Consider the following 16,288-nt stretch of genomic DNA (forward strand, 5'->3'; position numbering starts at 1 on the left):
CCCGACGCGATGCCGTCCTTCTCCATCTGCTCGGCGATCTTCATCGCCTCCTCGATCAGCGTCTCCACGATCTTCGACTCGGGCACCGTCTTGATGACCTCGCCCTTCACGAAGATCTGCCCCTTGCCGTTGCCGGAAGCGACACCGAGATCCGCCTCACGCGCCTCACCCGGCCCGTTGACCACACAGCCCATGACGGCCACGCGCAACGGCACCTCCATACCCGTCAGACCGGCCGTGACCTCCTCGGCCAGCTTGTACACATCCACCTGCGCACGCCCGCACGACGGACAGGAGACGATCTCCAGACCGCGCCGGCGCAGATTCAGCGACTCCAGGATCTGATTGCCGACCTTCACCTCCTCCACCGGCGGAGCCGACAGCGAGACCCGGATCGTGTCACCGATGCCCTGGGAGAGCAGAGCACCGAAGGCGACAGCCGACTTGATCGTGCCCTGGAAGGCCGGACCGGCCTCGGTGACCCCCAGGTGCAGCGGATAGTCGCACTGGGCCGCCAGCTGACGGTACGCCTCCACCATCACGACCGGATCGTTGTGCTTCACGGAGATCTTGATGTCCCGGAAGTCGTGCTCCTCGAAGAGGGACGCCTCCCACAGGGCGGACTCGGCCAGCGCCTCGGGGGTCGCCCTGCCGTACTTCTGCAGCAGGCGCCGGTCCAGCGATCCGGCGTTCACACCGATCCGGATCGGGGTGCCGTGGTCCTTGGCCGCCCGGGCGATCTCCCTGACCTTGTCGTCGAACTGCTTGATGTTGCCCGGGNCCGATCCGGATCGGGGTGCCGTGGTCCTTGGCCGCCCGGGCGATCTCCCTGACCTTGTCGTCGAACTGCTTGATGTTGCCCGGGTTCACCCGGACCGCGGCGCAGCCCGCCTCGATCGCGGCGAAGACGTACTTGGGCTGGAAGTGGATGTCGGCGATCACCGGGATCTGCGACTTCCGCGCGATGGTCGCGAGCGCGTCCGCGTCGTCCTGGGTGGGACAGGCCACCCGCACGATCTGGCAGCCGGACGCGGTGAGCTCGGCGATCTGCTGGAGGGTCGCGCCGATGTCGGACGTCCGCGTGGTCGTCATCGACTGCACGGACACGGGGGCGTCCCCGCCGACCGCCACGGAACCGACCTGGATCTGCCGGGTCTTCCGGCGCTCGGCGAGCCTGGTCGGAACGGACGGCATGCCGAGAGAAATCGCAGTCATCTGCTGTGCAACCCCAAGTCGTGGATCAAGGTCCGGCTTCCGGCTCCCTGTGAGCAGCGGTCTCCGGGCTCCGAGATTACGGCACGGGCCAACGCTGGGGCACATCGCGCCGGTAAACCCACCCATAGGGCGACGGCCCGGGACCCCAGGGGGTTCCGGGCCGTCGTGCACGGCGGGTGTCGCGGGCCGGGGGTCAGGAGATCCGTACCGGGTTCACCACGTCCGCGATCAGGACGAGGAGCGTGAAGCAGACGAAGATCCCGGCCACCACGTAGGCCACCGGCATCAGTTTCGCCACGTCGAAGGGGCCCGGGTCGGGGCGGCGCAGCACCCTGGCGAGGTTGCGGCGCAGTGACTCCCAGAGCGCGCCCGCGATGTGTCCGCCGTCGAGTGGCAGCAGCGGGAGCATGTTGAAGAGGAACAGCGAAAGGTTGAAGCCCGCGAGCAGCATCACGAACAGGGCCATCTGCTGCGAGGCGGGGATCTCCAGGGTGGCGATCTCCCCGCCGACGCGGGCCGCTCCGACGACGCCCATCGGCGAGTCCTGTTCGCGCGGGCCGTCGCCGAAGGCGGCGTCCCAGAGAGCGGGGATCTTGGACGGCAGGGCGGCGAGGGCGTCGACGGCGTCGCCGACCCGGTCGGTCATCCAGACCGCGGAGTCCCCGAGGTCCTGTTTGACGACGCCGTTGGCGGGGGTGAAACCGAGGAAGCCGGCCTTCACGTACTCACCCTCGACATAGGCCCCGTTCGAGTCCTTCTTGGCGACCTGGTTGGTGGCGATCTCCGCCTGGAGGGTCACCTCCCGGCCGTCACGGTCGACGACGATCGGCACGGCTTCGCCGGCGCTGTCGCGGATCAGGTCGGAGAGTGTGGCCCACTCGTCGGTCCTGACGCCCGCGAAGGCGACGATCTCGTCGCCGGCCTTCATCCCGGCGGCCTCGGCCGGGGACTGCGGGTCGGAACCCTTGCACTTGTCGCGGTTCTCGCTCTGCGAGATGACGCACGGCGAGACGGAGCTGACCGTCGTGGTCTCCTGCTGGATGCCGAAGCCCATGAGCACGGTGAGGAACAGCGCGATCGCGAGGACGAGGTTCATGAACGGGCCCGCGAACATCACGATGACCCGTTTCCACGGCTTGCGCGTGTAGAACAGGCGCTTCTCGTCACCGGGCCGCAGTTCCTCGAAGGCGGCGGAGCGGGCGTCCTCGATCATGCCGCGCCACGGTGAGGTGGAACGGGCCTCGAGCCGTCCGTCCGGGCCGGGCGGGAACATGCCGATCATGCGGATGTAGCCGCCGAACGGGATCGCCTTGATGCCGTACTCGGTCTCGCCCTTGCGCCGCGAGAAGAGGGTGGGGCCGAAGCCGACCATGTACTGCGGCACCCGGATGCCGAACATCTTGGCGGTGGACAGATGCCCGAGCTCGTGCCAGGCGATAGAGAACAGCAGGCCGGCCGCGAAGACGACTATGCCGAGGATGAACATCAGGGTCGTCATGCACGCGCCTCCGCGCTCGCCGTACGGACTGTCAGTTCCCGGGCCCTCGTCCGGGCCCAGGTCTCCGCTTCGAGGACGTCCGACACGGTCAGGGAGGTTCCCGTCGCCGGGGTGCCGTGTTCTTCGACGACCCGGGTGACAGTCTCCATGATGCCGAGATAGGGCAGCGCGCCGGAGCGGAAGGCCTCGACGCACTCCTCGTTCGCCGCATTGAACACCGCCGGGGCGGTTCCCGCGAGCTCGCCGACGTGCCGGGCGACGTTCACCGAGGGGAACGCCTCGTTGTCGAGGGGGAAGAACTCCCAGGTGGACGCCTTGCTCCAGTCGAAGACCGGGGCGGCGTCGGGGACCCGTTCGGGCCAGCCGAGGCCGATGGCGATGGGCCCGCGCATGTCGGGGGGCGTCGCCTGGGCCAGTGTCGATCCGTCTGTGAACTCAACCATCGAGTGGACATACGACTGCGGATGCACGACCACCTCAATGCGGTCGAAGGGAATGTCGTACAGCAGGTGCGCCTCGATGACCTCCAGACCCTTGTTGACGAGGGTCGCGGAGTTGATCGTGATGACCGGGCCCATCGCCCAGGTGGGGTGGGCGAGGGCGTCCTCGACGGTGACGCCGGCCAGCTGCTCCCTGGTCCGGCCGCGGAAGGGACCGCCGGAGGCGGTGACGACCAGCTTGCGCACATCGGCGCGGGTGCCGGCGGCCAGCGCCTGGAAGAGGGCCGCGTGCTCGGAGTCGACCGGGATGATCTGCCCGGGGCCGGCGAGCGCCTTGACCAGCGGGCCGCCGACGATGAGCGACTCCTTGTTGGCGAGCGCGAGGGTACGGCCCGCCTCGAGGGCGGCGAGGGTCGGGGCGAGCCCGATCGAGCCGGTGATGCCGTTGAGGACGGTGTGGCAGTCGGAGGCGGCGACCTCGGTGGCCGCGTCCGGCCCGGCCAGGATCTCGGGCAGCGGCTCTCCCCCGCCGTACCGCGCGGCCAGCGCCTCGCGCAGCGCCGCTGCGACGTCCTCGCGGGCGACGGCGACCGTGCGCACCCGCAGCCGGTGGGCCTGCTCGGCGAGGAGGGCGATCCGGCCGCCGTGCGCGGACAGCGCGGTGACCCGGAAGCGGTCGGGGTTGCGCAGCACGAGGTCGATGGCCTGGGTGCCGATCGACCCGGTGGAACCGAGGATCACCACGTCCTTCGGGCCGTCTCCCGCCACGGGGTCGTACACCAGATGCGGATCGGCGAGGGGAGCTGGAGCGTCGGTCATGGACCCCATTGTGTCGGGTGCCGCCCGCCGCCGGGGCCCCACCCCGGCAGCCGGGACGTGTGTTCTTCCGTGCGAAGGGCGGCGGCCGCGTTCCCGCGGGCCGGCCACCGCCCTTCGCCGCGCGGTCAGCGGACCGGGCGGTGCAGGTTCTCCCGCTCGGAGGGGCCCGGCGTCGCGTCCGCGATCCAGGGGCCGTCGCCGGAGGGGTCGATGACGCCCTGTTCGAGCCACTCGTACGTACCGGAGAGCACACCCTTGACGACCTTGCGGTCGAGGTCGTCGGTGTTGGACCACAGCCGGCCGAAGAGCTCCTCGACGCGGATGCGGGACTGGCGGCAGAACGCGTCGGCGAGCTGGTACGCCTCGCGGCCGTTCTCACCACGGCCGCGCAGGAGTTCCGCACGGACGCAGGCGGCGCTCATCGCGAACAGTTCGGCGCCGATGTCGACGATCCGGCCGAGGAAGCCCTGCTTGGTCTCCATCTTCCCCTGCCAGCGGGACATGGCGTAGAAGGTGGAGCGGGCCAGCTTGCGGGAGGTGCGCTCGACGTAGCGCAGGTGCGGGGACAGGTCGACGCCGTGCTTGAACTCGTTGTATGAGCCGGGGAGCTGTCCCGGTCCGGCGACGAGCTTGGGCAGCCACTTCGCGTAGAAGAGGCCGGCTCCCGCGCCCGCCCTCGCCTTGTCGCCGAGGGACTTCTCCGGGTCGATCAGATCACCGGCGACCGACAGATGGGCGTCGACGGCCTCCCGCGCGATCAGCAGGTGCATGATCTCGGTGGAGCCCTCGAAGATGCGGTTGATGCGCAGGTCGCGCAGCATCTGCTCGGCGGGGACCGCGCGTTCGCCGCGCGCGCGGAGGGACTCGGCGGTCTCGAAGCCGCGTCCGCCGCGGATCTGGACCAGTTCGTCGGCCATCAGGCAGGCCATCTCCGAGCCGTACAGCTTGGCGAGGGCCGCCTCGATGCGGATGTCGTTGCGGTCCTCGTCGGCCATCTGGGAGGACAGGTCGACGACGGCCTCCAGCGCGAAGGTGGTCGCCGCGATGAACGCGATCTTGGAGCCGACGGCCTCGTGCAGGGCCACCGGCCTGCCCCACTGCTCGCGGGCCGCCGACCACTCGCGGGCGATCTTGAGGCACCACTTGCCGGAGCCGACACACATCGCGGGCAGTGACAGCCGTCCGGTGTTGAGCGTGGTGAGCGCGATCTTCAGACCGTGGCCCTCCTCGCCGATGCGGTGGGAGGCGGGGACACGGACCCGGTGGAAGCGGGTGACGCCGTTCTCGAGCCCGCGCAGGCCCATGAAGGCGTTGCGGTTCTCGACGGTGACACCGTCGGCTGACGCCTCCACGACGAACGCGGTGATACCTCCCCGGTGGCCCTCGGACCTGGGCACGCGGGCCATGACGACGAGCAGGTCGGCGACCACGCCGTTGGTGGTCCACAGCTTCACGCCGTCGAGCACGTAGTGGTCGCCGTCCGGGACGGCGGTGGTGGCGAGCCGGGCCGGGTCGGAGCCGACGTCCGGTTCGGTGAGCAGGAACGCCGAGATGTCGGTGCGGGCGCAGCGCGGGAGGAAGGTCTCCTGCTGCTCACGCGTGCCGAAGATCTTCAACGGCTGCGGGACGCCGATCGACTGGTGGGCGGAGAGCAGCGCACCGATGGCCGGGTTGGCCGAGCCGACCAGGGCGAGGGACTTGTTGTAGTAGACCTGGGTGAGGCCGAGGCCGCCGTACTTGGTGTCGATCTTCATCCCCAGGGCGCCGAGCTCCTTGAGCCCGGTGATCACCTCGTCGGGGATGCGCGCGTCACGCTCGATCACGGCCCCGTCGATCTTCGTCTCGCAGAAGTCGCGGAGCTTGGCGAGGAACTCCTCCCCGCGCTGGACGTCCTCGTCCGCGGGCAGGGGATGGGGGTGGATCAGGTCGAGCCGGAAGCGGCCGAGGAACAGTTCCTTGGCGAAGCTGGGCTTGCGCCAGTCCTGTTCCCGGGCGGCCTCCGCGACCTGACGGGCCTCCCGTTCGGTGACCGTGGGCCGGGACGGAGACTCGGGTACTGCGGACATGAGGCTCACCTCGCCGCGAATAGGTTGGAGTCGTGCGTTACTGACTGGTGCTACTCGATCGTATGTACCCGATTCGCGGCAACCCCGCCACCCTTCGTGCGTCCGTTCGGCCGATACGGCGCCGGTCCGGCGGAGAGCGCTTCACCCGCTGGAGAATGCCGGACATCACCCGCCGGCCGGTCCGGCGTGGCATCCCCGCCGGCCGGTCCGGCGTGGCATCCCCGCCGGCGGGTCCGGCGTGGCATCCGCGAGCCCGGGTGCACCAGAGCCCGCGGGACCGTGCGCCGGCCGGCGGCACAGACGCCGTCGTCGCGCCGGCGGCCCCGCGTACGGCCCTGTACGTGGCGGTGCCCGTGCGGAGGGCCCGGCACCGACGCGCTCGGTGCCGGGCCCCCGCGTCCGTCTAGAGAGCGAGGCCGGTGAGGACCATGACGCGCTCGTAGGTGTAGTCGTCCATCGCGAACCGCACGCCCTCGCGGCCCACCCCGGACTGCTTGACACCGCCGTACGGCATCTGGTCGGCGCGGTAGGAGGGCACGTCGCCGATGACCACGCCGCCGACCTCCAGGGCGCGGTGGGCCCGGAAGGCGGTCCGCAGGTCGTGGGTGAACACGCCCGCCTGGAGGCCGTACCTGGAGTCGTTGACGGCCGCGAAGGCCTCGGCCTCGCCGTCCACCCTGCGCACCGTCAGCACCGGTCCGAAGACCTCCTCGCAGGAGATCGTGACGTCCGCGGGCACGTCGGTGAGCACGGTCGGCGCGTAGGAGGCGCCGTCGCGCTTCCCGCCGGTGAGGAGGGTGGCGCCCGCCTCGACGGCCTCCTGCACCCACGCCTCGACGCGCTGCGCCGCCTCCTCGCTGACCAGCGGGCCCACGTCGGTGGCGTCGTCCCCCGGGTCGCCGGTGACCTGCGCCTCGACGGCGGCGACGATGCGCGGCAGCAGCCGGTCGTACACCGACGCGTCGGCGATCACCCGCTGCACCGAGATACAGGACTGGCCGCCCTGGTAGTTGGAGAAGGCCGCGATGCGCTGCGCGGCCCGGTCCAGGTCCTCGTCGCCGGCGAAGTCGGCGAGGACGACGGCCGCGCCGTTGCCGCCCAGCTCCAGGGTGCAGTGCTTGCGCGGCACCGAGTCCATGATCGCGTAGCCGACCTTCTCCGAACCGGTGAAGGAGATCACCGGCAGCCGCTCGTCCTGTACGAGGGCGGGCATGCGGTCGTTGGGGACCGGGAGGATGCTCCAGGAACCGGCGGGCAGCTCGGTCTCGGCGAGCAGCTCACCGAGGATCAGTCCGGACAGCGGCGTGGCGGGCGCCGGCTTGAGGATGATCGGGGCGCCGGCGGCGATCGCCGGGGCGATCTTGTGGGCGCACAGGTTCAGCGGGAAGTTGAACGGCGCGATGCCGAGGACGACGCCCTTGGGGAAGCGGCGGGTGAACGCGAGCCGCCCCTGGCCGCCGGCGTCGGTGTCCAGGCGCTGCGCCTCACCGCCGTTGAACCGGCGGGCCTCCTCGGACGCGAAGCGGAACACCGAGACGGCCCGTCCGACCTCGCCGCGGGCCCACTTCATCGGCTTGCCGTTCTCGGCGGAGATCAGCCGGGCGATCTCCTCGGTGCGCTCGACGAGTCGCCTGCTGACGTGGTCCAGGGCGGCGGCGCGGACGTGGGCGGGAGTGGCGGCGAACGCGTCCCGTACGGCGTACGCGGCGGCCACGGCCTCCTCGGTCTGGGCGTCGGTCGGCACGCTCACCGTGCCGACGACCCGGCCGTCCCACGGGGAGGTGACGTCGAAGGCGGCCTCACCGGTGGCCTGGCGGCCGGCGAGCCAGAAGGCGTGGGTGGAAGTCATAGGGAGTCCCGGCCCTTCCGCGTAGGGGTGTCCATGGGTTTCTCCGGTCCACGGTAGGGGCGCGCCACCGGGTGGGCGTTTGTCCGGCACGTACGGGTGGCGGACGGCGGTGTGCCGCATCGGCGCAAAGGGCGTCATCCGGCCGGCGGCGTACCTGGTCCGCGGCGGGGTGCCACCCACGGCCGTCGTCCTCCACCCGGCAGGGTGCCGGCCCCGACCGTCGTCCTCGACCCGGTCGCGGGGGACCCGGATGCCTGCGCGGCGCCCGCGGACGGTGCGCCGGCCGCGGGTCCGTCGTGGTGACCGCGTCCGTGCGGCGGGGCCGCGGGACGGTACCGCCACCCGCCGTCAGGAACCTTCGCCGACGGTGGGGGTCGCACGCGGAGACTGCGCGGGAGCGCCGCTCGCGGCCTGTTCAGTGACGCGCTCGATCGCCTGGACGGCGAGGGCGGGCTGCTTGGTGTAGATCTCGTGGTCGCTCTTCTCGGCGGTGCTGAGCCTGCTGTTGCCGGAGACCTCCAGCCACTTGCGCTGGCCGTCGGCCCAGCCCCGCTCCAGGCCGGGACCGTATTCGGGCACGGCGGAGAGGTAGGGGACGCCGTGCTGGATGACCTCCACGGGGATGTCTCCGGCGGAGCGGACCCCGGCGTCGGTGACGGCCAGCTTCTCCGGGTTCTGGCCCTCGTTCACCGCGACGACCTGAGCGCGCAGTTGGGCACCCGGGCCGGTGGCCGACTCGGGGATCACCCCGGTGACGTCCTCGGTCGTCGTCGGCGATGTGGCGTCCATCAGGACCAGCCCCTTGACCCGGTCCTGGTGGTCGGGGGCGTACCGCGCGGCGATGAGTCCGCCCAGCGAATGGCCGGCGAGGACCACGGGGCCGTCGCCGGCGACCTTGTCGAGTACGGCGGTGAGCACCTTTCCGGTGTCGGTGACGGTCTGCGGCCCGGCCGGCTGGTCGCTCGCACCCTCGCCGGGCCGGTCGTACGAGCAGACCCGGCCCTTCTCGCTCAGCGTCTTCTGGATGCCGGCCAGCTTGTCCAGCCCGTCGCCGAGACCGGCCATCAGGACCACGACCGGCCGGCCGTCCACCGCGTCGCCGGAGCAGGAGACGTTCACCGAGAGGCCCTCGGCCTGGATCTTCGCCGTGCCGGTGAGCAGGCCCTCGTTACCCTTGCCCGTCTCTCCCTCGCCCGTCTCCGCCTTGTCGGTCGCGGCGGGCTCCGGGCCCGACTGCGGATCGCTCTCGCATCCGACGAGCCCTGCGCCGAGCGCGGCACAGCAGAGTGCGGCCACAGCGGTTGCCCGGATCGTGCGCATAACGATGTCCTCCAGAACAGGGGGTGGAGGGGAGACGTCCTGGTGGGGCGGTGTCTCCCCGCCTCCGCGACCGGAGTGCCGCGGCTGCCCCGAACGCTACGGAGCCCGTCGGCCGAAAGCGTCACCTCACGGTGGACACCCGCGCGTAGCTCGCTCGGGGGACACGGCCCGGGGCCGGACCGCTCCGGCGCTGCTCAGCCGGGTTCGGACGTCGCCTTGAGGGCCAGCCACAGTTCCATGCGGACGTCGGGATCGTCGAGGGAGCGGCCGAGGATCTCCTCGACGCGGCGCATGCGGTAGCGCAGGGTGTGGCGGTGGACGCCGAGGTCGGCGGCCGCGGCATCCCACTGGCCGTGCCGGGAGAGCCACGCGCGCAGGGAGGCGACGAGGTCGCCGCGGCCGGTCGCGTCGTGTTCGCGCAGGGCGCGCAGCAGCCCGTCGGCGAACGCCCTGACCGCGTCGTCGGCGAGCAGCGGCAGTACGGACCCGGCGGCCATGTGCTCGTGCTCCACCAGCGCCCTGCCCCGGCGTCTGGCCACCGAGAGCGCCTGCATGGCCTGTTTGTAGGCGGTGGCCGCGGTGATCGGACCGGCCGGAGCGGACAGTCCCATCACCAGGTCGTCGTCGGTCTTGCGGGCCGTCTCCCGCGCGGCGGCGTGATCGCAGCAGGCGGCCAGCGCGACGCCCCCGTCGGCGGCCAGCACGACCAGCCGCTCCCCCTCCGGGACGACCAGGACCGTCTCGCCGGAGTGGGCGGCGGCGGACTCCGCGGTCTCGGCGAGGGCTCCGAGGCCCTCACCGCCGGTCTCGGTGCCGACCGCGACGATGATCCGGAAGGGTGCGTCGAGGAGTCCGCCGTACAGGTCCCCGGCCACCGCGCGGGCGTGATCCGGTTCCCCGGCGAGCAGCATGCGCAGCACGGCGGCACCGATCCGCTGTTCGGCCGCGTGCAGGGAGCGGGAGCGTTCGGTGGTCAGGGTGAGCAGCGCGATGGCGGAGTGGACGGCGTACCGCTCGGCGGTGCCGGGAGCCGCCGCCGTGCCGACCGCGAGCGCCGCGCGGGGGCGGCGTCCGGTGCCGAGGGAGTGCAGTTCGACCCGGTCCTCGTGGTCCGGGCCGGCCACGACGGAGGACGCGGGCGCGGGCCGCTCGCGCAGCCGGGTCACCTCCGCGGTGAGCCGGGCGGCGCGCCGGCCGGCCCACTCCGGTGCCGTGGCGACGACGGCGCCCGAGGCGTCGTAGAGCGCGGCCCATCCGTCGACCTGGGCGGCGAGCGCGGCCAGCAGGCCCTCGGGGCCGTCGGTCAGTGTCTGCCGGGTCAGTTCCCGCTGGGCGGCGAAGCCGGCGGTCACCGCGCGGTACTGGTCGGCGGCGATGGCGGCGGAGACCGCCTTGCTGATCGCGAGGAACGGGGTGCGGCGCGGCACCTCCAGCAGCGGCAGCCCCTCCGCACGGGCGGCGTCGACGAGGGCGTCCGGGATGTCCTCGTAGTGCACCCCGACGGCGAAGCCGAGCCCGACGACGCCTGCTCCCGCCAGCCGCTTCACATAGCGGCGCATCGCCTCCCGGTCCTCGGCGTCGAGTTTGAGCGCGGTGATCAGCAGCAGCTCCCCGCCTTCCATGTACGGCACGGGGTCGGCGAGTTCACTGGCGTGCGCCCAGCGGACGGGCGCGTCGAGGCGGTCCTCGCCCGCGCGCACGGTCAGCTTGAGCGCGGAGTGGTGGACGAGCGAGGCGAGCGTCGGGGGCATCGGAGCCTTGTGCCTTCGGGTGCGCGTCGGGCGGGTGAGAACGCGGTGATCTTTTGGCCGCCTCGTATGAACGGCCTGTGTCGATTCTGCCTCACTGTACGGTCACCGTCTGCCCGTCCGCTCACCCCCGCAGGTCCACCAGGAGCGGGGGCGTGTGCTCGCCCCCGACATTCGTCAACGACAGCACCGCGTGCCCCGCGGGCACCGCGTGGGCCAGCTGGGACGCGGACCACCGCTCCTTCTCGACCTGGCGTACCGTCACCGCGTCCGTGGTCACCGCCCTGCCCGTCACCAGCTTGCGCAGCGCGTGCAGGGCACGGGTCATCGGCTGGTCGGCGAAGACCGTGTGCTTGGCGACCTCCGTCGTCTCCACCCACTCGGTCCCCCAGGTCTGCGCGAACCGGTTGCCGTCCCAGGTGGTGACACCGGAGAAGGCCATCCGGCAGCCCACCGCACCGTAGAGCGGCCCGTGCAGCGCCTCGGGCACGTCGGCGACGGTGCGCAGGGTGAGCAGCACGCCCGCGTTCTGCGAGCGCAGCCGCTGGATGCGCCGTACCGAATCCGCGGTGACCGTGCCGGTCGCGTCGTCCAGGACCAGACAGGCGAAGTGGGCGCGCCGGTCCTCCCGCACGACGGCGTGGAACTGCGCGAGGACCAGCCGTGTGATCAGCCGGCCGGCCTCCTCGTGACCACGCTCGGGCAGGTCGATCCGCACCCGCAGGGGGTGGTGGGCGACGGCCCGCAGGGAGAACGGACGGCCGGGGCCGCCACCGCCGAAGAAGCCGGCGAACACCGGCCGGTCGAGCAGGGCCAGCCGGTCGGCGAGGGTGCGGCCCGGGTCGCCCGGCGTGCCGGTCTGCCGGGCGCGCGCGTCGAGTTCACGGCGCATCACGTCGTTTCCGCTCGCGGCGAGCGCCTCCCGCAGCGGCGTCAGCGCCGTCTCCTCGCCCTCCAGCAGCTCACGCAGCTCCGGCAGCGTGGGGAAGCGGCCGTGCACCGCCCGGAACGGGCCGAGCAGCTGGGCCAGCGTGGTGGCGGCGCGCTGGGCGCCGACCGCGTCGAGGTCGCCCGCCAGCGCCTCGGCGAGGACGCCGGCGGCCTCGTCCGGATCGTCGGACTCGGCGTACGGGTCGAGGTCGTGCACCGAGGACGGATCACCGATCCGCACGATCACGTCGAAGGCGTCGTCCGCGCCGAGCGGGCTCCCGGCGGCGGAGACGGCGACCACGGCGCAGCGTCCGGTGAGCGCCTGGAGCGCCAGTGCCTCGGTCACCGGCTCGACGAGGGTGCGGGTCTTGCCGGACCCGGGGGGCCCGACCGCCAGCAGCGACGTGCCGAGCACATCCGGTCCGAGGGCCGCCCCGGCGTCGTGGTAGGGCTGCGGCACGCCGTCGGCCGCCACCCAGCCGCCGATCCGCACCTGTGCGGCGAGCAGGTCGTGGGAGGCGGTGCGGCGCGGCAGGTCCCGGGCGCCGGAGGGGTGGGTCCAGGCCGCGCCGGCCTGCCGCAGGACGGTGTCCCGGAAGGCGGCCGGTGTGCCGCCGCGCCGGGCGGCGTCGAAGGCGTGCTCGACGCGGGCGCAGTCGACGTCGTTCATCCGGCCGCCGGCGACCTCGGCGGTGAGCAGTTCGGCGGCCTCCTGCTGGCCCGCCTCACGCAGTTCGGGCCACTGGGAGCGGGGGCGCTCCGGCACCGGGGCACCGGGGGTGCCGCTCGCCCTGCGGCGGGCCGACAGCTCCTTCGCGTACGGCAGCCACGCACCGAGCCGGGCGAACGGCCACACCACGAGCAGTGTGACGACCGTGTAGAGGCCGTTCGTGTAGAACGCGGACGCCATCAGATCGTAACTGTCGGTGATCAGTACGGTCAGGGAGAGCAGCGGATCGACGACCGGCACCGGGGACCATCCGACGAGCGGGAACGCCTCGGGGAAGACCAGGGCGAGGGCGACCAGGGCGAGGAGGGCGGCGGTCAGCGCCCGGGCGGGCTGCGGCCTGAGGGCCACGTAGTGGCGGACGATGGCGCGCCAGCTGCCCAGGACGGCCACCGCGACGGCCAGTACCGCGAAGGAGACGCCCTCGTAGACCACCAGGGCTTCCGCCCCCGGCGCCGGCACCGCCCGCCCCTCGAACACCTTGGGCGAGACGACCGTACCGCCCCACCACCAGTCGTCCGGCGTGAACGCCCGCAGCGGTGCCATCTGGTAGGAGGTGACGCCGCGCTGCCAGAGCGACCAGACGAGCGCCGCGAGCGCGAGCGGGACCAGCATGCCGGCGACCGTCACCGGCGCGATCCGCTGCGTGGTCCGCTGCGGCGGGCGGTAGCCGTACCGCCAGATACCGGGACGGGCGGCGGGCCTGGCCGCGTCGAGCCAGCCGGCGACGGCGGACGCGGTCCGGGGCGCCTGTCCGGGGACGGGTGGCGCGCCCGGGGTCCGGGCCGGGCGCGGTGGCGCCGCCGGTACCTCCGGCGGTCCGGCCGGGCGTGGTACGGAGCGGGCGTCCGTGCCCCGTGCGTCCTGCGTACCCTCGCCGTCCATCGCCCTTGCCCCCTGAGCAGCCGCGCCATCCGCCATCCGCGAGCCAATCTAACGCCCCGACAGGCGGAGTCCACCGCTTACGCGGCCGTTGCCTGACGGCGGCGGTGTCACTCGTCCGTGCCCGCGCGCCCGCCCTCTCCCGGACAGCCCCCGGGCGCCCGCTCCGCGGAGACACGCCTGCCCGCGGCCAGGTATGTCCATCACGGACAACCCGGCCCCCCGGACAACGCCCACATGGAGCATGCCCAGCCTCCGTGAGCGGCCCTAACCTGCGAGAAAAGAAGGAAAAAGCGTCCGTTACACCCCCCAGGAGCCCCGCATGACCGCACTTCCGCAGGAGCGCCGCGTCGTCACCGCCATCCCCGGACCGAAGTCGCAGGAGCTGCAGGCCCGCCGTACCGCCGCGGTCGCGCGGGGCGTGGGCTCCGTACTGCCCGTGTTCACCGCCAGGGCCGGCGGCGGGATCATCGAGGACGTCGACGGCAACCGGCTGATCGACTTCGGTTCCGGCATCGCCGTGACCTCCGTCGGAGCCTCCGCCGAGGCTGTCGTGCGCCGTGCCACCGCCCAGCTCGCCGACTTCACGCACACCTGCTTCATGGTCACGCCGTACGAGGGCTACGTGGCCGTCGCCGAGGCGCTCGCCGAGCTGACCCCGGGCGACCACGCCAAGAAGTCCGCGCTGTTCAACAGCGGCGCCGAGGCCGTCGAGAACGCGGTCAAGATCGCGCGGGCGCACACCGGGCGGCAGGCGGTCGTCGTGTTCGACCACGGGTACCACGGCCGCACCAACCTCACCATGGCGCTGACCGCGAAGAACATGCCGTACAAGCACGGCTTCGGTCCGTTCGCGCCCGAGGTGTACCGGGTTCCGGTCGCCTACGGTTACCGCTGGCCGACCGGCCCCGAGAACGCGGGTCCGGAGGCCGCCGCGCAGGCGATCGACCAGATCTCCAAGCAGGTCGGCGCCGAGAACGTGGCCGCGGTCATCATCGAGCCGGTGCTCGGTGAGGGCGGTTTCATCGAGCCGGCCAAGGGCTTCCTGCCGGCGATCAGCGCGTTCGCGCGGGACAACGGCATCGTCTTCGTCGCCGACGAGATCCAGTCCGGCTTCTGCCGTACCGGCCAGTGGTTCGCCTGCGAGGACGAGGGCATCGTCCCGGACCTGATCACCACGGCGAAGGGCATCGCGGGCGGTCTGCCGCTGGCCGCCGTCACCGGCCGCGCGGAGATCATGGACGCCGCGCACTCGGGCGGCCTGGGCGGCACCTACGGCGGCAACCCGGTGGCCTGCGCGGGCGCGCTCGGTTCCATCGAGACGATGAAGGAGCTCGACCTCAACGCGCGGGCGAAGGCGATCGAGGCGGTCATGAAGACCCGTCTGTCCGCCATGGCCGAGAAGTTCGACATCATCGGCGACGTCCGCGGCCGTGGCGCGATGATCGCCATCGAGCTGGTCCGGGACCGCGCGACCAAGGAGCCGGACGCGGAGGCGACCGCCGCGCTGGCGAAGGCCTGTCACCAGGAGGGCCTGCTGGTCCTGACCTGTGGCACCTACGGCAACGTCCTGCGCTTCCTGCCCCCGCTGGTCATCGGCGAGGACCTGCTCAACGAGGGCCTCGACATCCTCGAGCAGGCCTTCGCACGCATCTGAGCCGGCATCGGGGCAGGTGAGCCGCCTGCCCCGGAGAGCCGGAGCCGCCGAACGGCAGAGGGTGTGAAGAAGGTGTGCGGGGTGGATGACAGGTGCCCGTGGGCCCTGTCGCCGGGCCACGCCCTGCCGTAGGTTTCTCCGCGGATGAGAGATACACCCCGCCCGCAGGGAACCGCGGGCGGCTCAGGCCGGGGCCTCCCCAGCTTCGACCTGGTAGTGCCTCCGCGCACACAACCGGGGCCGGAAGGCTCCGGGTCTCCTCACGATCGGACGGTCGCCCGCCCCAAACCCCCCGGGGCGCGCGGCGTTCCGATCCGGACGGCCGTCCGGGCACCCCATACGGCAAGCCGTTCCCCGAAGGGCCGACGCACACCCCCCCTTTGCGCCGGCCCTTCGGCATGTCCGGACGGTGCGGAAGGACGGGCCGCGCCGCTTGGCACACTGGGCGGCATGGTGCTGCTGCTCGGACCGCCCGTCCTCCTCTTCGCGCTGATCACCTGGCAGGTCGTCACCGGCGGACCGCTGGTGGGTCTCGACGAGCGGCTGAGCGAGGACCTGGTGCGGCCGGACCGGGCCTCCGAACATCTCGCCGACCTCGGCAACATCCAGGTGGCCGTACCGGTCCTGGGGGTCGCACTGGCGTACGTCGCCTGGCGCGGACGGGCGCGCGGCGGCGACCGCTGGTGGCTGCCGCCCCTCGCCGGCGCCGTCGCGATGGCGCTGGTGCCGGCGCTCGTGGCACCGCTGAAGGAGTGGACCGACCGCCCGGGCACCCCGGCCGTGCCCCCGGCGGTCGGCTACTACCCCTCCGGCCACACCGCCACCGCCGTGGTGGCGTACGGCGCGGCGACGCTGCTGCTCCTTCCGCTGCTGCGGTCGCCGGCCGTACGCCGCGCACTGGTCGTCCTCTGCGGCGCCCTGGTGCTCGGCGCCTCGTACGGGCTGGTGCGCCGGGGCTACCACTGGCCGCTGGACGTGGCGGCCAGTTGGTGCCTGGGCGCGGTGCTGCTGACGGGTCTGTGGCTGCTGGTCAGCCGAAGCAGCCGCCGAAGGTCCGCTGGAACTCCCCGCCCGCGGACCGGTCCCGGTCGACGATTCGGTCCCGGTTGACGATTCGGTCCGGACCGCTTCGGATGT

9 protein-coding genes and 1 pseudogene are annotated in these 16,288 nt (G+C 72.5%); 2 read left to right on the forward strand and 8 right to left on the reverse strand.

Annotated features, from left to right (window positions below):
* The 8 genes and pseudogenes from ispG to HTV45_RS18525 form a co-directional block, all read right to left on the reverse strand.
* Positions 1–1,215: pseudogene (gene ispG, locus HTV45_RS18490) on the reverse strand (flavodoxin-dependent (E)-4-hydroxy-3-methylbut-2-enyl-diphosphate synthase); the annotation flags it as partial.
* A gap of 193 nt (positions 1,216–1,408) precedes the next feature.
* Positions 1,409–2,701 (reverse strand): RIP metalloprotease, encoded by a 1,293-nt coding sequence (locus tag HTV45_RS18495; RefSeq protein ID WP_215207016.1) that lies wholly within the window; start codon positions 2,699–2,701, stop codon positions 1,409–1,411.
* Positions 2,702–2,709: 8 nt separating this feature from the next.
* Positions 2,710–3,972 (reverse strand): 1-deoxy-D-xylulose-5-phosphate reductoisomerase, encoded by a 1,263-nt coding sequence (gene dxr, locus HTV45_RS18500; RefSeq protein ID WP_215206924.1) that lies wholly within the window; start codon positions 3,970–3,972, stop codon positions 2,710–2,712.
* Positions 3,973–4,097: 125 nt separating this feature from the next.
* Positions 4,098–6,038 carry an acyl-CoA dehydrogenase family protein gene (locus tag HTV45_RS18505; RefSeq protein WP_215206925.1) on the reverse strand — a complete coding sequence of 647 codons (1,941 nt, stop codon included), beginning with the start codon at positions 6,036–6,038 and terminating at the stop codon, positions 4,098–4,100.
* A 403-nt stretch (positions 6,039–6,441) separates the two neighbouring features.
* On the reverse strand, positions 6,442–7,887 hold the full coding sequence (locus HTV45_RS18510; protein ID WP_215206926.1) for an aldehyde dehydrogenase family protein: 1,446 nt from the start codon (positions 7,885–7,887) through the stop codon (positions 6,442–6,444).
* A 348-nt stretch (positions 7,888–8,235) separates the two neighbouring features.
* Positions 8,236–9,207, reverse strand: a complete 972-nt coding sequence (locus HTV45_RS18515; protein ID WP_215206927.1) for an alpha/beta fold hydrolase — start codon at positions 9,205–9,207, stop codon at positions 8,236–8,238.
* A gap of 194 nt (positions 9,208–9,401) precedes the next feature.
* Positions 9,402–10,958 carry a PucR family transcriptional regulator gene (locus HTV45_RS18520; RefSeq protein WP_215206928.1) on the reverse strand — a complete coding sequence of 519 codons (1,557 nt, stop codon included), beginning with the start codon at positions 10,956–10,958 and terminating at the stop codon, positions 9,402–9,404.
* 121 nt (positions 10,959–11,079) lie between these two features.
* A complete protein-coding gene (locus tag HTV45_RS18525) occupies positions 11,080–13,497 on the reverse strand; it encodes an ATP/GTP-binding protein (RefSeq protein ID WP_215206929.1) in 2,418 nt (805 codons plus the stop codon).
* A 319-nt stretch (positions 13,498–13,816) separates the two neighbouring features.
* On the opposite strand from HTV45_RS18525, the gene gabT reads away from it, so the two are divergent.
* Both gabT and HTV45_RS18535 read left to right on the forward strand, forming a co-directional pair.
* On the forward strand, positions 13,817–15,151 hold the full coding sequence (gene gabT / locus HTV45_RS18530; RefSeq protein WP_215206930.1) for a 4-aminobutyrate--2-oxoglutarate transaminase: 1,335 nt from the start codon (positions 13,817–13,819) through the stop codon (positions 15,149–15,151).
* 453 nt (positions 15,152–15,604) lie between these two features.
* Complete coding sequence (locus tag HTV45_RS18535) at positions 15,605–16,261, forward strand: phosphatase PAP2 family protein (protein WP_215207017.1); 657 nt, start codon at positions 15,605–15,607, stop codon at positions 16,259–16,261.
* Positions 16,262–16,288: the final 27 nt, after the last annotated feature.

The organism is Streptomyces sp. CHD11, from assembly GCF_018638295.1.
Lineage (GTDB): Bacteria > Actinomycetota > Actinomycetes > Streptomycetales > Streptomycetaceae > Streptomyces.